The following is a 23,288-nucleotide window of genomic DNA, read 5'->3' as shown; positions in this document are numbered from 1 at the left end:
CATGGCCTCTAATTTCGCTACGCGCGCGAATCAAGCGCTAATGCAATCTTCCCCTAAATGGCGTCTGGCTATTTGGCTGCTGTTAATGTTGTCGGCCAGTTTATGGTCACTACAACTTTGGCAAAATGGCGCACGTATACAAAGCGATATTCTGGCGATGTTGCCACATTTACAGCAGGACAAACTTACTGAACGCGCCCTTAACCAAGTTGAGGCCACGCTCGCCGATCAAGTCTATATTGCGCTCATTGCCAAGGACGAAACCACAGCCATAGCCGCCGCGAAGCTAATGATGCAACAACTTGCAGCTGACAGCCTTGGAGCTGACAATAACGGCGCGCTAACCGATATCCGCAGCGCCGATATGCAGCTCGGTGAAGCGCTAGGACAATATTATTTCCCCTACAGATTTAAATTACTGACAGCGCCGCAAGCGAAAGCGTTAACAACGCAAAATATGGGCAGTCTGATTGAGGCGGCTACTGCGCAGCTTTACAACGCCTTTGGTTATGCCAATAGCAACTTGCTTGCCCAAGATCCACTATTGTTATTCCCCGCCAACTTACTCGCCCTCGCAGCGAGTTCAACAGTCAGAGCCAGTCAAGGGATACTGCTGGCTAACCAAGGCGATAAGGTTGCTGCGGTTGTTATAGCAAAGGGGCGAGAAAGCGCCTTTAATCCCAATGCACAATTAGCGCAGATAACACAATTAAATCAAGCCTTAGATTCAGTGAAACAACGCTATCCCGATGTCACAATGCTAAAAGCCGGTGCCCTGTTTCACGCTCTTGCGGCAACGCAAACCGCTAAGAGTGAAATATCGATTCTTGGTCTTGCATCCTTACTTGGGGTGATAGCCTTGGTCTGGTTGGCGTTTCGCTCTGTGATGCCACTGCTATTAGCAATCGTCACTATTTCCAGCGGGCTATTATTGGCGGTGACTTTTACCTTAAGCGTTTTTGGCGAACTGCATTTACTCACCTTAGTGTTCGGCACTAGTTTGATTGGCATCGCCATCGATTACAGTTTTCATTTTTACTGCGAACGCTTATGCGATACCGAGCGTAGCGCACAGGCTACCGTGGCGTACATTTTTCCGACGGTGACACTCGCCTTTGTCACCAGTGCTTTGGCTTACGTCGGCATAGGTTTAGCGCCGTTTCCCGGTATGCAGCAAGTTGCGACCTTCTGCGCTGCGGGTTTACTTGGCGCCTACTTAACTTTAATTTTCGCCTATCCGCTATTAGCGGGGAGTCGCTTGCCTACAGGCTCCCGCCCGTTAGCTATCGCGGGGAAGTATCTTGCTAGTCTCACTGCGTTATCTAAAAGATTGACCACGCCTTTAGGCGTAGGTTGTTTTGTTTTAGCCATATTAGTTTGCTGCGTGGCAGGGTTAACTCAACTTAACGTCGATGACGATATTCGCCATTTACAGCAAAGCCCTACGAGCGTGACAGAGCCTGAAAGCCAGCTGCGAACGTTACTCAGTGGCGGTACTGACAATCAATTTTTATTGGTGCGCGCACCGAGTGAAGAAGCACTGCTACAACAGCTTGAGCGAGTATCACCCATGCTTGATGACGCTATTGCTAAGCAAGAGTTAGGCAACTATGTCAGCCTGAGTCGGTATCTGCCCAGCCATCAAAAACAAGATATTGATTACCAGTTGCAAGCTCAGCTTTATCAAACTCAATTAGACACTGTGCTAGCAAGCCTAGGGCTAGATGAAAGTCTAAAACCAACGCTACAAGCCGCCTATTTAGCCGCGAAAAACCAGTACATCACGCCTGCAGGATTCTTTAAGTTAGAGGCAGGCAGGCAACTCGCGCCATTGTGGCTCGCGCCACATGAGGCCAGCACTCCAAATGGCGATAGCGCGACAAGTAACTCTGGTATGGCAAATAACTATGGCGCCATTGTCTTACTTGGCGGCATCAGCAATATCGATGCCCTCAAGGCGCGTTTTACCTCAACTACAAACGTACAGCTTATCGATAAAGTGGCCGATATTTCTGCGGTTATGGGCCACTACCGACTATTAACGCTAAAGTTATTAGCCCTCGCACTGGTAATAGCACTGTTACTGTTTAGCCTGAATTTCGGTTTTAAAAAAGCGACTGTCGTAGTCGCTGTTCCGGCCCTTGCCGCTCTGCTGACGCTAGCAACCTTAGGCTTAACCGGCTCGCCACTGAGTCTGTTCCATGCACTGGCACTCATTTTAGTTTTTGGAATTGGGGTAGACTACAGCCTGTTTTTTGCCTCGGCCAAAAGCCATGGTAACGCGGTAATGATGGCAGTATTTATGTCGGCCTGCTCGACCTTGCTGGCCTTTGGCTTACTCGCTTTTAGCCAGACACAAGCAATTCATTATTTTGGCTTAACGCTGTCGCTGGGTATCGGTTTTACCTTCTTACTTTCGCCACTGATTTTGACGACTCAAAAATCCTGATATCGACAAGGAACGTACTTTATATGTCCACATCTACACACATTTTATCAACTATGCCAAATTCAATTACGGTTGATGTGGCCATTATCGGCGCTGGGCCTTCAGGCGCTATCGCGGCCAGTTTGCTGCATCAGCAGGGCAAACGTGTACTGGTCATCGAGAAGCAATATTTTCCGCGTTTCTCTATCGGCGAAAGTTTACTGCCCTGTTGCATGCAGTTTATTGAAGAAGCTGGCATGTTAGAGGCGCTTAATGCGGCGGGATTCCAGCATAAAAATGGCGCTGCATTTCGGCGCAATGGCACTTATACCACCTTCGACTTTACCGATAAATTTACCCCAGGGCCAGGCACCACATTCCAAGTACAGCGTGCTAGTTTTGATAAACTGTTAGCCGATACCGCCCAAAGCCAAGGTGTCGAAATCCGCTACGGCGAAACGGTCGAGGCGATCGATTTAACCGAGAACCCACGCTTAACGGTACGTAATGAGACAGGCGAACTGTATCAAATCGATGCCAAATTTGTGCTTGATGCCAGTGGTTTTGGTCGCGTATTGCCGCGCTTGCTCGATTTAGAAAGCCCTTCCTGCTTACCCTCACGCAGCGCCATCTTCACCCATGTGGAAGATAACATCAGCGATCCTAGTTTTGATCGTAATAAAATTTTGATCAGTGTCCACCCAGAGCATAAAGACATTTGGTATTGGCTGATTCCCTTTAGCCATGGCCGCTGCTCACTTGGCGTGGTTGCTAGACCCGAATTACTTGCGCATCTTGAGGGTACACTTGAGCAACAATTGCTACAGATGATCAGTGAAGAACCCACATTAAAAGTGTTGCTCGCCAATGCTAAAGTGGTGCAAGAATGCGCCACTTTAAAAGGGTATTCTGCTAATGTGTCGCGCCTTGCTACCGATAAGTTTGCCCTGCTCGGCAATGCGGGCGAGTTTCTCGACCCAGTGTTTTCCTCTGGGGTGACTATCGCCATGCAGTCAGCATCGATGGCGGCAAAATGCCTGACAAAACAGCTCAATGGTGAAACGGTTGACTGGCAAGCCGATTACTCAGCCCCTTTAATGCAGGGCGTGAATACCTTCCGTACTTATGTGCAAGCTTGGTATGATGGCCGTTTTCAGGAAGTGATTTTCTATGAAAATCCAAACCATAGAATCAAACAAATGATCAGCTCGATTCTAGCGGGCTACGCTTGGGATACGAATAATCCCTTTGTCAAAGACTCAGAGAGACGCCTGAATATGGTCGTGGAACTGTGTAAAAATAATACGCCTATCCCAGAGCTCGAAGAGGGGTAACGCCATGCGACTGAACCTTAATGCTCAAAGATTATCACTGTATATCCTATTGCTAACCAGCATTGGGCTTATGGGCTGTACTCAACTTTTACAGCGACAGACCTGCGTCACTCTTGCTGAAAATGTGCATTACTGTTTAGCCCCGCTGCCCAATGAGCTTAGCCATACAAGGGATAAACCCTTGGCTAAACCATTAAGTAACATCACAACAAATACCGTCATCGCGAACCAACCATCGTATAGCCAAGCTGCCGCACTTTTACCCCAATCCTTCAGCCAAAAGGTCAATATTAAAGTGGCTGATAAGTCCCACGAGTTGCTGACTCAGATAGAATTAGAGGGCGAACGCATGACCCTCGTTGGCTTAGCGCCACTTGGACAGGCTTTGTTTACCTTAGTTTATGATGGCAATACACTCAGCAGTGAGCAAAACGTACTGCTGGGTGATAGTTTTAAAGCCGAGTATTTAATGGCGATGATGCAACTTATTTATTGGCCTGAGCAGAGCGTTCGTGCCCATTTGGAAGGTGGCCATTTAATGGCTGGCTTTTGCGATGCGATCGGCGATACGGTCGGTGATACGCTTGTAGATACCCAAGTGAATACCAATCTCTGTCGCCAAATCTATAGCCAAGATGGCTTGAACAGTAAAAGTGCCCTGCAAACCAATGTGGTGCAAATCCGTTATCAACAACAGGTCGGTGATACGCTATGGCAAGCCCGCATCCATTTAACGATGCCACTGGCTAAGTTTGCGTTAGACATCGAACCTATTTAACCTTTTAACACCCGCACTTGACTGTGCCATAGCAGAAAAACGATACGCAATGATGAACAGAGTCGCCATTACACAGATTGGATTGTGTACCCCGCTAGGGCAAGATCCACAGCTGGTTTTAGATCGCTTAGTCGCAGGCGATACTAGCGCCATGCAGATCAGTGATGCACTGCTATTTGGACAACTAACACTGGTCGCACCCGTGGCTGTCGAGCTACCTGCTGTTCCACACCAGTTTGCCCAATTTGATTGTCGTAATAATCAATTACTGCTTTGCGCCGCGCTGCAAATTGCCGCCACCGTTGAGCAGGCAAAACAAGATTTTGGCACTACTCGCATCGGTGTGGTCTTAGGCACAAGCACCTCAGGGATCTCCAAAGGTGAAGCCGCCCTTGCGTATCGCAATCAACACGGCCACTTTCCATCTGACTATCACTACTTTCAACAAGAGCTCGGTAGCACCAGCGATTTTTTACGCCAATACTTTCAGCTCGATGGCCCTTGCTACACAATTTCAACCGCCTGCTCTTCCAGCGCAAAAGTCTTTGCCAGCGCTAAACGCTTGCTCAGTGCTAATCTCTGCGACATGGTGATTGTCGGCGGTATCGACAGCCTATGCCAACTGACCGTTAATGGCTTTAATGCTTTAGAATCAGTATCGAAAGGTCACTGCAATCCTTTTAGTATCAATCGTGATGGTATCAATATCGGTGAAGGCGCAGCGTTATTTACCCTAACATTGGGTGAATCTGATGTCATGCTGGCAGGGATTGGCGAGTCGAGTGATGCGTACCATATTTCAGCGCCGCACCCCGAAGGCACTGGCGCAATCGCGGCCATGCAAGCAGCCTTACAGGATGCGAATATTACCGCGCAAGAAATTAGCTACATTAACTTACACGGCACTGCGACCCCTAAAAATGATGCGATGGAAAGCCGCGCTATTGTTGAAATATTTGGCACCAGCACCCCGCCTTGTAGTTCAACTAAACCTTTGGTCGGACATACCTTGGGCGCTGCCGGTGCGATTGAAGCAGCCTTCTGCTATTTATTGCTTTCTGCCCATAATCACCGCCAAGCTCTGCCGCCCCATTGCTGGGATGGGCAAGCTGATCCGCAAAATCCACCGATTTCCTTGGTCGAACGCCATCATGTTGCCGCCAAAGGCGCACTTAACTATGTGATGAGTAATTCTTTTGCCTTTGGCGGCAGTAATGCCAGCCTAATTTTTTGCCGTAAGGAAGTCTAAAATGATGTCATTTCTTAACATCAATTTACCCTTCGCCGAGCAAAAAGTGACTGACTTCATCCCACATCGAGCGCCTATGGTATTGATTGATAAAATCATCAGCTATCAGCATGAGGCCTTAGTTACTGAAGTCACTATCACGCCGCAAAGTCCTTATTTTGATGCTAATCACCACGCGGTACCCAACTATGTGGGTATCGAATATATGGCACAAAGTATTGCCGCACTGGCCGGAGTAGAGGCCAAGTTACGTAATGATAAAATCCGCGTGGGTTTTCTTTTGGGCTCGCGCAAATTAGCGCTACACGCCAAGCGATATGAACTCGGGCGCACCTATCGCACCCACGTAAAGCGCCTCTATCAAGAGGATTCGGGATTAGCGGTATTCGATTGTCAGATTTATCTGTTGCCCGAAGCCGGAAGCGAACAAGATAAAACCTTAGTGGCCACAGCGAATGTGAATGTGTTTCAACCCCAAGATACGCAAGCGTACCTTGAAGGAACTCAAGATGTTGGCAACAACAGTCTTGGATAGCGATACTCAGCAGATAACGACAAAAGCGAATCCGCCGAAAGATAAAAGTTTTTGCATAAAGCGCATTTAAATACAGATTTTTTAGCCCAACATATTTCCATTAATGAAACCTCATGCCAACTCATACAGATAAAATGAGGTAGAGAAAACAGATGAATAACAGAGTATTAGTCACAGGTTCAAGCCGCGGTATCGGTAAAGCTATTGCCCTCAAACTGGCCGCAGCAGGCTTTGATATCGCCCTGCATTACCACAGCAACCAAACGGCTGCCGATGACACTGCCGTTGAAGTTCGCGCGCTTGGGGTGAATGTGAACCTGCTCAAATTTGATGTTGCCGAACGCGCAATCGCCAAAGCCGCCATCGAAGCCGATATTGAGGCCAATGGTGCCTATTACGGCGTGATCCTTAATGCAGGCATCAATCGCGATACCGCCTTTCCCGCCATGACAGAAAACGAGTGGGACAGCGTGATCCACACTAATTTAGATGGCTTTTATAATGTGCTCCATCCCTGCGTAATGCCAATGGTACAAGGTCGAAAAGGCGGGCGTATTATTACCTTAGCCTCAGTTTCTGGGATCGCGGGTAATCGGGGGCAAGTGAATTACAGTGCCTCCAAGGCAGGGATTATCGGTGCAACTAAGGCACTCTCATTAGAACTGGCAAAACGCAAAATCACCGTAAACTGTATCGCCCCCGGTTTGATAGAAACCGACATGGTGGCCGATATCCATAAAGACATGGTTGAGCAATTAGTGCCGATGCGCCGCATGGGTAAACCCAATGAAATCGCTGCGTTAGCCGCATTTTTAATGTCGGACGATGCCGCCTATATCACTCGCCAAGTCATATCAGTTAATGGAGGCATGATCTAAATGAGTCAGGCGACAAATCAAACCCGTTTTGGGCGGCGAGTGGTTATCACGGGCATTGGCGGCATTTCTGCCCTAGGCCGTGATTGGCCGACCATTGCAGCGAGCCTTAAGGCGCAAAAAAACTGCGTCGTCACTATGAGTGACTGGGATAGATTCGACGGTCTCAACACTCGCTTAGCTGCGCCAATTACTGACTTTGAATTACCCAGCCATTATTCGCGCAAAAAAATTCGCTCTATGGGCAGGGTTGCAATCATGGCAACCCGCGCCAGTGAGCTGGCATTAATCGATGCAGGATTGCTGGACGATCCTATCGTGTCATCGGGTGAAATGGGCATAGCCTATGGTTCATCGACTGGCAGTACCGATCCTATCAGTGCCTTTGGCGATATGCTAAAAACTGGTGATATGTCAGGTATTTCTGCCACCAGCTATATTCGCATGATGGCACATACCACTGCGGTAAACGTTGGCGTATTCTTCGGCTTAAAAGGCCGAATTCACACCACCAGCAGCGCGTGTACCTCGGGCAGCCAAGGCATAGGTTATGCCTATGAGGCCATTAAGTTTGGTCAGCAAACTTTAATGTTGGCGGGCGGCGGCGAAGAACTCTGCCCCACCGAAGCCGTCGTGTTCGATACCCTGTTTGCCACCAGCACTCAAAACACCACACCAGAACTCACGCCGCGCCCCTTTGATGTCGCGCGTGATGGCCTAGTCATTGGCGAAGGCGCTTGTACGCTCGTGCTCGAAGAACTCGAACACGCCAAGGCCCGTGGTGCAAAAATTTACGCCGAACTAGTGGGTTTTGGCACCAATTCCGACGGTCAACACGTCACCCAGCCCAATGCACAAACGATGGAAATTGCCATTAGATTAGCACTCAAAGATGCACAAATTGAGCCCAGAGCCATAGGCTATGTTAACGCCCACGGCACCGCAACCGAGCGTGGTGACATTGCTGAAAGTCATGCAACCCACGCCGTATTTGGTGCTGATGTACCGATATCATCCCTTAAAAGCTACACTGGCCACACCTTAGGTGCATGTGGCGCACTAGAAGCTTGGGTGAGTATCGAAATGATGAATGCTGGCTGGTTTGCACCAACACTCAACCTTGAGCATATCGACCCACAATGCGCTGACTTAGACTATATCCGCCACGAACCTCGCCCCATTAATACTGATTATGTCATGAGCAATAACTTCGCCTTTGGCGGCATTAATACTTCGCTGATTTTTAAACGCTGGAAAAACTAAAAACGATATTTGATGATATTCAATACCTGAAGGCGGCTCATAACAAACAACCGAGTAAGCCGCCTGAAAGCTCCGTTAACACTGTCTCCATCCGCGTTAAGTGATCCAGTTCAAAACTTCAAACGTATCTTTACTTTGTAAGCAAAGCACTACTGGTTAATCAAATATAATTAATATCTAATGCAATGGAATTGCTCGGTGACACAATTATCCAATTTCAGAGTATTAAATAAAACGTATATGAAAAAACCTAGCGTATTCGTTAGCACTACACTCATCGTAATCTTAGTTTTACTACTCCTTCCGGCGGTGACTTACCTCAATCAAATCATCTCTGGCAGTTACGGTATCCAAACTCACCAAAATACTGCAATTGATTTTACTTGGCAGGATGTTAATGGCACACAGCACCAATTTAGCGATTGGAAAAAAGGACCTAGTTATCTGTTTCTTGGCTTTTTAAGCTGCTCACAGATTTGTCCTATTCGGACCCATCAGGTGAAGCTGCTAATGGAACAACTGACCGAAACAGAAAAGCAAAATATTCAATTTTTGTTTGTCACTATCGACCCACAAAATGACACACAAGAGATTAGACAACAGATGATAGATAGCCAGTCGGCACAGTTTTTTAGTGCTGAATTAACGCCAGAACAACTAGAAAAACTGCAATGGCAACTGGCAGAAAAATCGACAGCAAGCAGTGATATCAATCTACATACTGGCAATCTTTATTTAATTTCCCCTACGGGACAGCTAAAACAAACCTATACTCAACAGCAGCTTATTACCGAAAAGTTGCTCATCGATCTCAATACTATGATGTCTTCAAATTAGGCAAACGAACATGAATCAGATACCCGACACACCAACAACGGCTAAAAACGATCAAACCCTATATCGTATACTCCTCGCGCAGGCACCCATACTGTTTGTGAGTGGTTTTTTTGGCGCTCAGATGATGAGTTTTGCCATTCTGGCTGCCATCGCTGTTTTGCTTATCACTCAAATCAGTTACAGCCTACTCAAAAATACGCCAATGTTTGCCATTGTGGCAGCAGTGATCATGATGACAGTGTCAGCCCTACTCATTCAGACCCAAATGGGTATGCTTGAAATGCACTTCCATATCTTCGCTACGATGGCCGTATTTTTGATTTATCAACGCTGGGAACCGATCGTTGCCGCACTACTCACTGTGGCTGTACACCATGTGTTATTTACCTACATCCAAATGCAAAGTATTGAAATAAATCACGTCGCTATTATGCTTTTTGCGGGTCAGTGTTCTTGGGATATTACCTTTGTACATGCTCTGTTTGCTATTGCTGAAGCCGGTATTCTAATTCTACTTGCCTCGATGATGCGCGTAGAATCCTCTGCGAATCAGCGTATTGCTGATGCAATTCAGAAAATTTCAGAGTTTAAAGATATTTCTATCCGATTAGTACCCGCAAAAACGCAAGCTGAAATAGCCTTTAATACTATGCTCGAAGAGCTGACGCAGGTGTTCTCTGATTATCGTGATATTGCCGTCGATATGGCAAAAACTACTACTAACTTAAAGCAGCTTAGTGATGAAACCCAACATGCCGTACACACCCAAAACCAGCAGGCGCAACAGATTGCCGATACAGCACAAAATGTGATCCAGCAGATAAGCCAAGCCGCAGTTGATAGTAACGACTCAGCACAAAGCGCACGCCAAGCGGCTAACTCGAGCGATGAAGATAGAAAAAGTGCGCTTAACATTATGGCCGATATGAAAAAGCTAGAGAAAAATACCACAGAGGTGACTGAGTTTTTAACAGAGTTAACCACTGATGTCAGTGCGATCACTAAATTATTAGAGGCTATCCGCAGCATATCAGAACAAACCAACCTACTCGCACTAAATGCCGCTATTGAAGCCGCTAGAGCGGGAGAAAGCGGCCGTGGTTTTGCTGTAGTCGCCGATGAAGTGAGAGCCTTAGCGCAACGCACTGGCCGCTCAACTGATGATATTGCCACAGTGTTAGCTCACCTTAATACCAGCATGATTAAAACGGTTGAATCAATGGATTTAAGTAAGCAAAGCACCATTGAAAACTTAAAGCACACCAGTGAAATTGCGAGTGGTCTTGCACAAAGATCGGAACAAATCACCCATGTTGCAGTATCGAGTGAAAGTGTTGCCCACACCACTCAATCCCAAAGTAAAGTGTTAGTGCATATCGGGGAGGACATTATTGATAATGCTGCAGCAATTAACCAATTAGCCGCTAAAGTGCAAGAGCTATCCCAAGGGACGCTCACGCTGAGTCAAATCGCCACGGCTTACCAAACTAAAGCGGCGGCCTACAAAATCTAATATTCAGCATATAGCCCCAAAATGCCAGCCTGTCATTTGGCATATTGGGTTTTAGTGTCTGATGGATGACTGTTCACTCAAAGATTGAGTTTACAGCATACTAAGAAGCCCTAAAATCAACATAAAAAAATGCCAGCCTATTTAAGGCTGGCATTTTTTATTCTGCTAAATCGAATCGGCTACACCATTAAGCTTGCAGCAAATCGATGCTGTGCTTGGCTTCGCTCATGCCTTTGTCGTGTGCTTCTGGGCCCATGTTTAGTGCTTCTGCATAAACCACTTCAACATTAGTGATACCAATAAAGGCTAAAACCGTTTTCAGGTAAGGCACCACATGGTCAGTAGGACCATCTTTGTGAGCGCCGCCACGAGTAGTCACTAACACAGCGCGTTTGCCTTCTACCAATCCTTTTGGACCTGTTTCAGTGTATGTGAAAGTCACACCAGCACGGGCAATAAAATCGATCCAGTTTTTAAGCTGAGTCGGAATCGTAAAGTTATACATTGGCGCTGCGATAACGATAGTGTCGTTCGCTTGTAATTCAGCAACTAAGGCATCTGATACTGCGAGCATTTCTTGCTGACGAGCTGATAATTCTGCACCACCGCGTAAACCAGAAGCAATTTCACCGTCTACCATAGGCAGTACGTCTTTGCCGCCTAAATCACGTACAGTGATAACCGCGCCTTGGCTTTCCCAGTGGCTAGCTAAGTGGTCAATTAACACGGCAGATTGAGAATAACCACCAAGAATGCTTGATTTTAAAATTAAGACTTTAGACATAATCTGCTCCGAAAATAGGTAAATGACTCAGAGTCAGATGGAATATCTCAACTCTATAACGCTAGTGTATTCGCCCATAAAAAAGAAATAAAGTGGATAAAATTTGAGATTCACTTCGATTTTTTAGAAAGGTATTAAATTACTTTTATAGTGCTTACAGCTAAGGCCACTTTAGGCGCGCTTACATACAAGCCTTCAAAAACCGCACACAAACCATTACCGCAATATAACTGCACTTCAAGCTTTAGCTTAATTCTGCGCCCCCTTTGCAACGGACTGAGATCTACTTCTGGCCACTGCACTTTGGCTACAGGGTTACAGGTCACTGGAGCAAGATAGCGAATATGGGCATCCGCGAGCACAATATCGCCCGTAACACCGGCTAGTTGCTGGTTCAGCCATACGGCGCCCCAACCGGTTAAGGTCATCAAAGTATAAATACTGCCGGCAAACATAGTTTGGTGCAGATTAATATTGGGCTCAATTGGCGCAGTAGCTTGAAACTCACCCTCACAATAACTGAGCGGAGTTATCTGCATAAAGGCGCTCGCGGGAATGGTGCTATGCCATGTTTGACCTAATTGATTAAGTAGTTGCGTGATTGTGTGAGTAAGTAATTTATCTCGTTCCATTAGTTTGCTACCGCCTTTGAGCACTGCAATATTGAAGAGGTTCGATAGTTAACTACCAATATAAAACTCTGTACTAAAGGCTACACCTGCAGATTAAACGTCACTGGACCATCATTGACTAATGACACTTGCATATCGGCACCAAATTGCCCAGTTTGTGTATTGACGCCCTTAGCACGGCAAAAGGCTACAAACTCTTCATACAAGACTAATGCTTGTTCGGGCGTACCTGCCCCCGAAAAACTCGGCCTCAGACCACGGTCAGTATCGGCGGCTAAAGTAAATTGCGATACCACCAGCAAGGAGCCAGCAACTTGTTCTAAGTTAAGATTCATCTTGCCATTGTCATCGGAAAAAACACGGTAACTCATTACCTTAGTGGCAAGCTTCTCCATTTTATCTCGAGTATCTTCCCGCTCAACACCTAAGAGAACCAACAATCCTTTGTCGATTGCACCTATGGTTTGACGATCGACAACTACGCTGGCACCACTTACTCTTTGAATTAAGGCAATCACAACTTTTCCTTTTCGTGTTTAGATCTAAATTAAGGCTTAACGGGAACCATTTGCGGTATCAGTGGAATAGGACGAATAAGTTGATCGACACCCTCAGGTAATGACTGTGCAACTTGGGCCAATCCGTTATTAGTCCACAACATAAAGCGGCGTAACTCTTCTATTTCAACTCGTTCGGCAAAGGTCACAACACCTTGTACTTGAATCACAGCACCTTGATCTAATAAGACAAACTTCGCAAAGTTTAACTTTTGGTTTAAGGTACCAATCATCGCCAGTAATTCTGGGCTGGCTTGCAATTGTGGATGTACGGCATAAAAACGATTCATTAAGATACGATCAATACCCATTGAATTAATACTCGGTTCAAGCAAAAACTGATTATTGCCAAACTGTACTGCCACTTTCGTTGGCGCAACTAAGGTGGCCAGATAATTTGCATTAAGCAGGGCTTGATACAGATGCGTTGCTGCGGCTTCGTTAGTCATGCCACCCAGTTCGACCACTTTAGGCGCTATAGGCGCACTCACGACCTCCTGAGCGGATGACTGACTAATAGAAACAGGTTGAGATGACGCAGTAGTTGCACAGGCAGTTAACCCGAATAAACCCGCACTGATGAGTAATATTTTCATGCTATTTCCCTTTGATGTATCCACATCCACATGGCGTGAATCTGTGCTGTAACCGCCAAAAATAAACTCTCACTATTGAGCATATGTGCGCCATCGTTAACAGTAATAAGCGTTATAGCATGCTCTTGTTCAGCCAAAAAATGCTGTAAGAGCGCCGCTGGGCAAATTGCATCCTGCATGCCTTGCAATAACACACTACGCGCCGTTACCCTTGGCATCACGCGCTGTAATACACTCATAGCATTGAAGTAATTATGCCTAGCAAAGTGCAGTTCAATATCGGCTAATGCCAATACGGCTTCGGGTAACAGCCTTGGTAATACTAATCTAGCGCCAGCAAGCTTTAATTCCCACTGGATCCAGCGCCGAGCATAATAATGTCGCTGCACCGTATCTACCGATGACAATCCCTGCTGATAATCCTCCAGCAGTTCAGCCAAGGATGTAATCGTCGATGGATTGCCACTAAAAAGACCATAAGCCGCAGGTTGTAATTTAGCCGCACCGTCATAACCATAAAGCCAATTGATGCCCGCTTTAGAGGGAATAAATAATGCCCACAATACTTGCGCTATCACCCGTTCAGGAAATAATCCGCTGTAAATTAAGCCTAATGTTGCACCAAAAGAGCCACCGACTAGGCACCAGCGTTCAATGCCTAAACTCAAACGAATAGCTTCAATATCGCAGATCAAACCATTTAAATGGTTATGAGTTAAATCGCCTAAAGGTAAAGACCGCCCTGCACCGCGCTGATCTAACAGTAAAATCCAATATTGCTCAGCATTAAATAAGGCTAACTCACTAATATCACAACCCGCTCCCGGCCCACCGTGTAAATACAATAAGGGGATCCCCTGCGGATTACCGTATTGCGCCAGATGTAATTGCTGGCCATTACCAACACTAATCCAATCTCGGCGGATAAAAGGCGGGCAGGATTGAAGCACTGATTCCATCATCTAATATTATCGCCACACTCTCATTATTTAGCCGCGTCATTTTGATCTGACTGCACAACTGCGTTTATGGCCGTCATCTCTGCCGGCGTTAATATTGCCGACGGCTCAACGGAGCCTGAATTAGCTAACGGCTGGCCATCAAGATCGGTTTCATCATCAAAGCTCGATTCATAATCTAAATACTCTGGCATCGTAGCGGTGATTTCAGCGCCAAGTAACACTATCATCCACGATAAATACACCCAGACGAAGATAATGGGGATCACCGCCAAAGCGCCATAAATAGCCTCATAACTCGGAAATTGGGTCACATACAAGGCAAAGGCTTTTTTACCCAGCTCGAACAACAGTGCGGCGACAATCGCGCCTAATAACGCGTGTAAAAACTTCACCTTTTTATTGGGCACCACTATGTACAATAGTAAAAATGCCGCCACCGAAAATAACATTGGTAAGCGTTCAATAAACAACGGCATAACGCCCGACAACTGACCATTAAACACCTTCAACGACACCACATAAGAAGTGGCAACTAAACTGGCACCTACGAGTACAGGGCCGAGGGTAAGCACCATCCAATACATAGAAAAAGCCACTACGATAGAGCGCTTTTCTTTAGTACGCCAAATATTATTGAGTGCTTTATCAATGGCAGAAATCAGCATAATGGCGACCACAACTAACGCGGCGATCCCAACGGCGGTGCCTTTAGAGGCATTTCCCACAAATTCATTAATATACGTTTGTACAGTATCGCCAGCCGCGGGTAAAAAGTTCTGATAAACAAAACCTTCAATCTGCCCTCGAATGCCCTTAAATACCGGAAAAGCTGACAGCATCGACATAGTCACCGCCACCAGAGGCACCAGCGACAACAGAGTGACATAGGCTAAATGCCCCGCACGGATATTGATTTGGTCTTCCACCAGACGCTGTCTTAAATGCAGCAGAAAGTGCCAGATCCCGAGGAATAGGACGCGAATTTGTTCCAGTTCTATCTTTTTAGTCACGGGTTTCTCTTGCTTCTGTAGGTATAGACTCGTTATCTTCGTACAATAAACACTTAATTTACAAGTCTAAGGAGTGAATTGATGTCTCAACAAGGATCTGCAGGTAACGTTATTTCGGCAATTGCGAGCATATTTTTCCCTGGGTTAGGCCAACTGCTGCAAGGTAGAATTATGGCTGCGCTGCTGTTTTTTGTTATCACGGTTGTCGGCTATGCCCTCTGGTGGTTGATTGTACCTGCTGTTATCGGGGCTATTTTTCATTTGTGGAGCATTATTGATGCTGCACGATTTCAGGCCGATTAAGGCGATGTTACTCAGCAATGGAACCCAAAATGAAAAAACTGCTCATATCAAGCCTAATTGCCGCTAGCCTTTTGCTCTGTGGCTGCCAAAGTGCCTACTACGGCGCGATGGAAAAAGTCGGTTACCATAAACGCGATATCATGGTCGACAGAGTTAAAGCAGCCAAAGAGTCCCAAGAGGAGGCTCAAGAAGAATTTAGTGATGCCCTCAAAGAGATGCAAGCCTTACTCAATCGCGATGGCGGCAATCTAGAGAAAGCCTATAACAAGGCTAAAGATGAGTATGAGTCAGCCCAAAGTGCCGCCGATAACGTCAGTAATCGTATCAATAAAGTCGAAGGCGTAGCCGATGCCTTATTTGAAGAATGGCAAAATGAAATTAGCGAAATCAGTAAAGCTAATTTACGCCGAGACAGCGAAACCAAACTGAAAGAAACCCGTCGTTCTTATCAACAATTGATTAAAACGATGCGCCGTGCTGAATCAAAAATGCCACCAATACTCACAGCCTTGAAAGATAACATGCTGTACCTCAAGCATAACTTGAACGCCCAAGCGATTGGCGCAATTAAAGGTGAATTTGCCAGCCTACAAACCGACATTTCAGTGCTCATTAAAGAAATGAACACATCGATTGATGAATCCAATAAATTTATCGAGTCTCTTGAAAAATCAAAGAGTTGATAAAAACGCCCAACTCATGTCGGCCCTAACCATACTGATTGTTAGGGCTTTATTCACCCATAATATTTATCTTCCCTGCAATCTAAATTTCTTTTGTGCAAGCCCAGAATCCTTAGCTTTGTGAGCTATAACGCGCTTTAGTCGATTGATACTAAAAATGTTAGATTTGCTGCACAATTTCACTTAGCACTCAAAAACTTATCCTCATTTAATCACTCAGACTTAGCACTTGTTGATCATTGCTGTACTAACCACTATGACTTTTATCGAATCACTAACGTTAATGTTAGCACTCATGTATCTCGCCTCCCTTAGTTATTGGAGCGGCAAAAAATGGGGCGCTGTTGTGACTTTATTACTGAGTGTCGGCGCAGTTGCCATCAGCCTATATTGGCCGTTAGCAATAGGACTTATTATTGCGCTGCCACTGGCATTACTCGTCCATAGATTTGCACCCGACGAGTTCAAGGGGGAGATTAAAATCAATACCCTGCGTGAAGGGACTCAGCATGTGTTGGCACTATCGCTGTTACTGGTTGCCGTACAATACACCATCAATACCGTGCTACTTAAGCAAGGGATAACGCCTTGGCTCATGCGCCCCGACGTGGTTGATGCTTTTTTACCAATAGCGGGCGGGATTGAGCTTAAAGCGATTATCAGCCTCAATTTATGGGATCAAACACATCCCGCGGCGGCGGTAATGCTGGCGGCGGTATTAATCACTGGGCTACTTTGCAAGCGAGCATTTTGCGGCTGGGCTTGCCCCTTGGGTTTAGCTGGGGAATATCTATATGCCTTTAGAAAACGTTTTATCAAAGCTGAGTTAACACCACCGGCTTGGTTAGACTGGCCACTACGAATGCTTAAGTATCTATTGCTATTAGCACTATGCTACATAGTGATTGGCATGCCCGCGCAGTCAATCCCTAATTACCTCGACGGTAATTACCATAAGATTGCCGATTTAAAAATGGCACTGTTTTTCCTGACACCGAGCCTCATTACATTATTAGTATTTTCACTGATCCTCGCGTTAGCGGCATGGCGCCGTCAGGGATTCTGCCGTTACTTATGTCCCTATGGTGCCATGCTGGGGATATTAAGTTTTGCCAGCCCATTAAAAATCCGCCGAGATACCCAGCACTGCCTTATCGAAACGAAAGGAATGAAATGTGACAAGTGCACTCGAGCTTGCCCAGCAAACATCATAGTACATACCAAAACCACAGTACGAACTGACGAGTGCCAAGCCTGTATGCGCTGCGTAGCGGCTTGTCCAAAATCAGCTGCACTCGGATTTGGGCTTAAATCGGGTCACAGACTAGGCCACAAAGGATTACTCGCATTGGTGCTAATCACGCTATTTATTCTGCCTCTGGGCGCTTATTTATCAGGGTTCTGGCATAGCCAAACTCCAGATAACATCCGCATGGAGCTTATTCAAGTGATCGATAGGGTTGGACACTAGCAAGTTGCACTAACAATACTGCAGATAATGACTTATCTACTATCTGCAGTATTTTAAATATATAAGTCATAACATTGATTACAATCAGGCAACCACTCGATTTTATCGCTGATACTATTCCTATGTGAATAGCAGATAAGTGGTTTTATGTTCCACAATGGAGCTAGCCTATGCGGCCCGACCGACAGCAACTGATCCGTACATTATTTGATGAATATATTGAAATGTATTCATCCCGTGATGATAGGTTGACGTGTCGCTTTAGTCACAATTTTAGCGGTTACGCGGGCAGTAGTGACGTACTTGTTACCGACAGGGAAGAATGGATACGGATAACTCGGCAAGATTTTGCACAAGTACCAGATCGTATAAATATCGAAATGCTAGACCTTTCTTTACAAGATCTTACCGAACAAATTGTTGTTGTGACGGCCTTTTTCCATATTCATTTACCTATCCCAAAGCCAATACTCTCACACGAAACAGCGAGACTCGTGTTGATATTCCATCTAGAAAATAACTGCTGGATGATTGCCCATAGCGGCATATCTATCCCCTACGGCTTAGCCCACAAAGGGGAGATTTACCCCATAACGCGCTTAGAAAAGCGCAACTCTGAGCTTGAATCGATGATCACAGCGCGCACCAGTGAATTAGCAGCCGCAAATAGACAACTCGAAATACTCAGTAATACCGACGGCTTAACCAATATCGGCAATCGCCGCCAGTTTGATTTGATGTTACAAACAGAATGGAATCGAGGACTACATAGCCATTCATTACTGGCTCTCATCATGTTAGATATTGATCACTTCAAACAATTTAACGATCACTATGGCCACCTCGCGGGAGATGATTGCCTTAAACAACTGGCCAGCACTTTATCCCAGTCGGGCCGAAGAGCCGGCGAACTTGTGGCTCGCTACGGCGGTGAGGAGTTTGTTATTCTGTTGCCCAATATCGACAAACAAACTTTGTTCGGCGCAGCGCAGCATATTCATCAACTGATCCAATCAATTGCTATTCCACATGCGAAAACCGACCTTGGAATTGTAACTGTTAGCGTTGGTGTCGCCTATTTATCCCCCTCTAACCAGCAAAACCCTTTAGAGTTAGTTCGCCAAGCCGACGCCGCCCTCTATCGCGCAAAATTGGCTGGGCGCAACTGTATACGCTTTATGGACGAGAGGTAATGCCTTACTTATTTCTAAATTAAACCAACAAAAAAGCCCCGTATAGTTTCCTATACGAGGCTTCTTTTAAACCGATTGACTCACTTTAAAGCAAGTCAGGCAATCATTAACCGCGGTTAAAGCGCTTACGATCGTTTTCAGTCAAGTGTCTCTTACGAATACGAATATTCTTTGGCGTCACTTCAACTAACTCGTCATCATCGATGAACTCAAGCGCTTGCTCAAGTGTCATGGTGATTGGCGTAGTCAGTACTTGAGCTTCGTCAGTACCAGATGCACGCATGTTAGTCAGTTGCTTGCCTTTCAGACAGTTAACTGTCAGATCGTTTGAGCGAGCATGAATACCAACTACTTGGCCTTCGTATACTTCAGCGGCATGGCCAATAAAGAGACGACCACGGTCTTGTAGACCGAACAGTGCGAAGGTCAAAGCCTTGCCCGTAGCGTTAGAAACCAATACGCCGTTAGCGCGTTGACCAATATCGCCACCTTTGTGCGGACCGTAGTGATCAAACGAATGGTAGATTAAGCCAGTACCAGAAGTCGCTGTCATAAACTCGGTTTGGAAACCGATTAAACCACGGCTTGGGATAACGAAATCGATACGCACACGGCCTTTACCGTCAAGCTGCATGTCTTTCATTTCAGCTTTACGAGTACCTAGCTTCTCGATCACACCGCCTTGATCTTCTTCTTCAACGTCAACAGTCAACGTTTCGAATGGCTCACACAATTCACCGTCGATAGTTTTCAGAATAACTTCTGGACGTGATACGGCTAACTCGAAACCTTCGCGACGCATGTTTTCAATCAGGATTGATAAATGCAATTCACCACGGCCTGAAACACGGAAGCGATCTGGACTTTCTGTTTCTTCAACACGTAAGGCCACGTTGTGGACTAATTCTGTTTGCAGACGCTCAAGAATGTTACGTGAAGTGACATACTTACCTTCTTTACCTGCGAAAGGTGAAGTGTTGACTTGGAAAGTCATGGTCAGAGTCGGTTCATCAACAGTCAATGGTGGCAACGCTTCTACTGCACCAACGGCACAGATAGTGTCAGAAATTTTCAGTTCACCTAAACCTGTAATCGCAACAATATCACCTGCGTTAGCAATGCCAATTTCAGTACGGTCCAGACCCATGTAACCTAATACTTGGCCAATTTTACCGTTACGAGTTTTGCCATCAGCGCCAATCAAAGTGATTTGTTGGTTAGGTTTTACACTACCACGCTTGATGCGACCAATACCGATAACACCCACATATGAGTTGTAATCGATTTGCGAAATTTGCATCTGGAATGCGCCTTCCGAGTCAGCATCTGGGAAAGATACTTTTTCAACGATAGTTTGGAATAATGGTGTCATTTCAGTGCTGACGACATCAGGATCTAACGTTGCGTAACCGTTTAACGCAGAAGTGTAAACGATTGGGAAATCTAATTGCTCATCAGTCGCGCCTAAGTTGTCGAATAAGTCGAATACTTGGTCGATAACCCAATCTGGGCGAGCGCCTGGACGGTCAATCTTGTTGATTACAACGATTGGCTTTAAGCCTTGAGCAAACGCTTTTCTTGTTACAAAGCGAGTTTGTGGCATTGGACCATCAACGGCATCAACTATCAATAATACTGAGTCAACCATAGACAGAACACGCTCAACCTCACCACCGAAATCGGCGTGGCCAGGGGTATCAACGATATTGATACGGTAGTCGTTCCACTTGATGGCAGTATTTTTTGCCAGAATCGTGATCCCACGTTCCTTTTCAAGATCGTTGGAGTCCATCACCCGCTCAGTGGCTTCTCCTCGGGATTCAAGGGTACCTGACTGTGACAGCAACTTGTCTACCAGGGTCGTTTTGCCATGGTCAACGTGTGCAATAATGGCGATGTTACGTAAATTCTCTAGCACGGATAAACCTCTTACCATCAAACAAAATAGGGATATTTCAGTAATTCGTTATGGAGATCTAATTCGATCCTCCATAATAAAAAGCGTGCCATTCTACTCCAGCGCGGCCTTGGCGCACAGGATTATTTTTGAACACTTATATAAAAATCAATCGAACGTTGGCTTGTTTCCCTCAATATCCCATTGAGTAAAATCCTTTAGAGCCACAGTAAAAGTGTAGGGAGAACACTATATCTATAACAAAAAGTGGTGGTAAGGCGATGAATTGGATATCTTTAATGCTCAAAGTCTAAATAAGTGGCGACAATTTAAACAGCTACTAAATCTATCTTGGTTTTTTTCAATCATCCAACCCCACGATCGTAATAAACTTTGGCCCAGATGTGACATCAAGCGCCTAAAGTGCTCAGTCACGCTGCATTTACAAAGACGAATATGATTATCGTTCTAACGGCGGGTTAGGCATTATTGACTTCTCGCGGCTTGCACACTACAAAGACATTTCGCACGTCAGAACCAATTAATACCTGATAACATGATGATAAACTCTAATTCACTTAGCAATACGTGGCATAGTTGAACAAACGAAGCCGCACTCATCATCGCCAGAAGGCATCTAGCCAGCTCAGAGTGTTTATATCAGAGTGTCTATCTAAGAATGCCGTTGATATGAGTCAGTATAGTGCGCACCAAAATGGGCTTATGCACTGAAATGCGACAAACGAAAGCACCATTAAGGTGCAAGCACAAAATCAGTAACGAACAAAAAAGATTATAGTCAATGCTAATCAATGATTTAGATTTTTGGCATAGATATCGCTTTAAAGCTTGTCAGTTTGGCTCAATATCAACATTTGAGTTAAAAGATTATAGAAGGGCTTACCCTTTACCCTACCGGAGGTTTGAGAATGTCGTCAGTTGAATCTGTTTTACAGCAACTTCAAGAGTTAGAAGTTAAATTTGTCGATTTACGCTTTACCGATACTAAAGGTAAAGAGCAGCACGTATCTATTCCTAGCCATCAAGTCAATGCCGATTTTTTTGAAGATGGCAAAATGTTTGACGGTTCTTCTATCGCAGGCTGGAAGGGTATTAACGAATCAGACATGGTGATGATGCCAGATCCAAGCACTTTCATGCTTGATCCTTTTACCGAAGAAACCACTGCGCTACTGCGTTGTGACATTCTTGAACCCGGTACCATGACGGGCTACGATCGCGACCCACGTTCTATTGCTAAAAGAGCTGAAGCTTATCTTATCTCTACTGGCATCGCTGACACTGTATTAGTGGGTCCAGAGCCAGAATTCTTCCTATTTGACGACGTGCGTTTTGGCACTGATATGTCAGGTTGTTTCGTGAAAATTGATGCGAAAGAAGCGGCATGGAACTCAGCCACTAGCTACGAAGGCGGCAACACAGGCCACCGTCCATTTACTAAAGGCGGCTACTTCCCAGTTGCACCCGTTGACTCATCACAAGATTTACGTAGCGCTATGTGCTTAGTATTAGAAGAGTTAGGCCAAGTGGTTGAAGCCCATCACCACGAAGTGGCGACCGCGGGTCAAAACGAAATCGCCACTCGCTTTAACACCCTCACTAAAAAAGCCGATGAAATCCAAATTCTAAAGTATGTAGTGCACAATATGGCGCACGCTTACGGCAAGACAGCGACATTTATGCCAAAACCTATCGTTGGCGACAACGGTAGCGGTATGCACGTTCACCTATCTTTAGCTAAAGATGGCGTTAACTTGTTCGCTGGTGACAAATACGCTGGTTTAAGTGAAATGGCATTATTCTTTATTGGCGGCATCATCAAGCATGCTCGCTCGTTAAACGCCTTCACTAACCCAAGCACTAACTCTTACAAGCGTTTAGTGCCCCATTTTGAAGCACCTGTTATGTTGGCATACTCAGCTCGTAACCGCAGTGCATCAATCCGTATTCCAGTGGTACCAAGCCCGAAAGGCCGTCGTATCGAAGCACGTTTCCCCGATCCACATGCAAACCCTTATTTAGGTTTCTCTGCACTGTTGATGGCGGGTCTTGATGGTATTCAAAACAAGATCCACCCAGGCGAAGCAATGGACAAAGACTTGTATGACTTGCCTCCAGAAGAAGCGGCAGAAATACCACAAGTAGCTACGTCTTTAGAAAACGCCCTTGAAAACCTGCAAGCTAACCATGATTACCTGACTAAAGGCGGCGTGTTCAGTGAAGATTTTATCAAGTCTTATATCGTACTGAAAACGGCAGAAGCAGAGCGTGTAGCACGTACCACTCACCCACTTGAGTTTGAAATGTACTACAGCTTGTAATCCTTACTGGCAAATTGATTAAGCCCCGACTCGTCGGGGCTTTTTT

The 23,288-nt window shown here is 45.7% G+C and carries 21 protein-coding genes; 14 read left to right on the top strand and 7 right to left on the bottom strand.

The annotated features are described in order from the left end of the window. Position 1 precedes the first annotated feature (1 nt). From C9I43_RS17855 to C9I43_RS17815, 9 genes are all read left to right on the top strand, one after another. Positions 2-2,449: an MMPL family transporter gene (locus C9I43_RS17855; protein WP_107884946.1), complete on the top strand. Its 2,448-nt coding sequence runs from the start codon at positions 2-4 to the stop codon at positions 2,447-2,449. Between the two features lie 23 nt (positions 2,450-2,472). Further along, positions 2,473-3,762, top strand: a complete 1,290-nt coding sequence (locus tag C9I43_RS17850) for an NAD(P)/FAD-dependent oxidoreductase (protein WP_107884944.1) — start codon at positions 2,473-2,475, stop codon at positions 3,760-3,762. 4 nt (positions 3,763-3,766) lie between these two features. Then, on the top strand, positions 3,767-4,540 hold the full coding sequence (locus C9I43_RS17845; RefSeq protein ID WP_107884942.1) for a DUF3261 domain-containing protein: 774 nt from the start codon (positions 3,767-3,769) through the stop codon (positions 4,538-4,540). A gap of 49 nt (positions 4,541-4,589) precedes the next feature. After that, the gene (locus C9I43_RS17840) at positions 4,590-5,789 is read left to right on the top strand and encodes a beta-ketoacyl-[acyl-carrier-protein] synthase family protein (protein WP_107884940.1); all 1,200 of its coding nucleotides are present in this window, start codon (positions 4,590-4,592) and stop codon (positions 5,787-5,789) included. A gap of 4 nt (positions 5,790-5,793) precedes the next feature. Continuing rightward, positions 5,794-6,324, top strand: coding sequence for a hotdog family protein (locus C9I43_RS17835; RefSeq protein ID WP_107885217.1), 531 nt, complete (start codon positions 5,794-5,796; stop codon positions 6,322-6,324). Positions 6,325-6,476: 152 nt separating this feature from the next. Then, entirely contained in the window at positions 6,477-7,202 is a 726-nt protein-coding gene (locus C9I43_RS17830) for a 3-ketoacyl-ACP reductase FabG2 (protein WP_107884938.1), read from the top strand. Further along, entirely contained in the window at positions 7,203-8,462 is a 1,260-nt protein-coding gene (locus tag C9I43_RS17825; protein ID WP_107884936.1) for a beta-ketoacyl-ACP synthase, read from the top strand. It begins immediately after the preceding gene. 240 nt (positions 8,463-8,702) lie between these two features. Continuing rightward, positions 8,703-9,299: an SCO family protein gene (locus C9I43_RS17820; protein WP_107885215.1), complete on the top strand. Its 597-nt coding sequence runs from the start codon at positions 8,703-8,705 to the stop codon at positions 9,297-9,299. Positions 9,300-9,309: 10 nt separating this feature from the next. Continuing rightward, the gene (locus C9I43_RS17815) at positions 9,310-10,812 is read left to right on the top strand and encodes a methyl-accepting chemotaxis protein (RefSeq protein ID WP_244153227.1); all 1,503 of its coding nucleotides are present in this window, start codon (positions 9,310-9,312) and stop codon (positions 10,810-10,812) included. 187 nt (positions 10,813-10,999) lie between these two features. Here C9I43_RS17815 and azoR read toward each other — a convergent pair whose 3' ends face one another. From azoR to C9I43_RS17785, 6 genes are all read right to left on the bottom strand, one after another. Beyond that, complete coding sequence (gene azoR / locus C9I43_RS17810; protein ID WP_107884934.1) at positions 11,000-11,596, bottom strand: FMN-dependent NADH-azoreductase; 597 nt, start codon at positions 11,594-11,596, stop codon at positions 11,000-11,002. Positions 11,597-11,730: 134 nt separating this feature from the next. Beyond that, on the bottom strand, positions 11,731-12,228 hold the full coding sequence (locus tag C9I43_RS17805) for a thioesterase domain-containing protein (protein ID WP_107884932.1): 498 nt from the start codon (positions 12,226-12,228) through the stop codon (positions 11,731-11,733). Positions 12,229-12,308: 80 nt separating this feature from the next. Continuing rightward, positions 12,309-12,746, bottom strand: a complete 438-nt coding sequence (gene dtd, locus C9I43_RS17800) for a D-aminoacyl-tRNA deacylase (protein ID WP_107884930.1) — start codon at positions 12,744-12,746, stop codon at positions 12,309-12,311. A gap of 29 nt (positions 12,747-12,775) precedes the next feature. Further along, complete coding sequence (locus C9I43_RS17795; protein WP_107884928.1) at positions 12,776-13,381, bottom strand: hypothetical protein; 606 nt, start codon at positions 13,379-13,381, stop codon at positions 12,776-12,778. Then, the gene (locus C9I43_RS17790; RefSeq protein WP_181317928.1) at positions 13,378-14,343 is read right to left on the bottom strand and encodes an alpha/beta fold hydrolase; all 966 of its coding nucleotides are present in this window, start codon (positions 14,341-14,343) and stop codon (positions 13,378-13,380) included. The genes C9I43_RS17795 and C9I43_RS17790 overlap by 4 nt, the downstream gene beginning before the upstream one ends. Positions 14,344-14,366: 23 nt before the next feature. Continuing rightward, positions 14,367-15,353, bottom strand: a complete 987-nt coding sequence (locus C9I43_RS17785) for a virulence factor BrkB family protein (protein ID WP_107884926.1) — start codon at positions 15,351-15,353, stop codon at positions 14,367-14,369. A gap of 81 nt (positions 15,354-15,434) precedes the next feature. Between C9I43_RS17785 and C9I43_RS17780 the strand changes: the two genes are divergently transcribed. The 4 genes from C9I43_RS17780 (at position 15,435) to C9I43_RS17765 (ending at position 19,003) form a co-directional block, all read left to right on the top strand. Beyond that, complete coding sequence (locus C9I43_RS17780) at positions 15,435-15,656, top strand: hypothetical protein (protein ID WP_107884924.1); 222 nt, start codon at positions 15,435-15,437, stop codon at positions 15,654-15,656. Between the two features lie 29 nt (positions 15,657-15,685). After that, positions 15,686-16,339, top strand: coding sequence for a DUF2959 domain-containing protein (locus C9I43_RS17775; RefSeq protein ID WP_107884922.1), 654 nt, complete (start codon positions 15,686-15,688; stop codon positions 16,337-16,339). Positions 16,340-16,595: 256 nt separating this feature from the next. Beyond that, positions 16,596-17,810, top strand: coding sequence for a 4Fe-4S binding protein (locus C9I43_RS17770; RefSeq protein ID WP_107884920.1), 1,215 nt, complete (start codon positions 16,596-16,598; stop codon positions 17,808-17,810). 170 nt (positions 17,811-17,980) lie between these two features. Then, a complete protein-coding gene (locus C9I43_RS17765) occupies positions 17,981-19,003 on the top strand; it encodes a diguanylate cyclase domain-containing protein (protein ID WP_107884918.1) in 1,023 nt (340 codons plus the stop codon). Positions 19,004-19,109: 106 nt separating this feature from the next. Here C9I43_RS17765 and typA read toward each other — a convergent pair whose 3' ends face one another. Continuing rightward, positions 19,110-20,921 carry a translational GTPase TypA gene (typA, locus tag C9I43_RS17760; protein ID WP_076497169.1) on the bottom strand — a complete coding sequence of 604 codons (1,812 nt, stop codon included), beginning with the start codon at positions 20,919-20,921 and terminating at the stop codon, positions 19,110-19,112. Between the two features lie 908 nt (positions 20,922-21,829). Between typA and glnA the strand changes: the two genes are divergently transcribed. Then, the gene (gene glnA / locus C9I43_RS17755; protein WP_076497170.1) at positions 21,830-23,242 is read left to right on the top strand and encodes a glutamate--ammonia ligase; all 1,413 of its coding nucleotides are present in this window, start codon (positions 21,830-21,832) and stop codon (positions 23,240-23,242) included. Positions 23,243-23,288: the final 46 nt, after the last annotated feature.

The organism is Shewanella morhuae (genome assembly GCF_003028295.1).
GTDB lineage: Bacteria > Pseudomonadota > Gammaproteobacteria > Enterobacterales > Shewanellaceae > Shewanella > Shewanella morhuae.
This window is presented reverse-complemented; position numbering and strand designations above follow the sequence as displayed.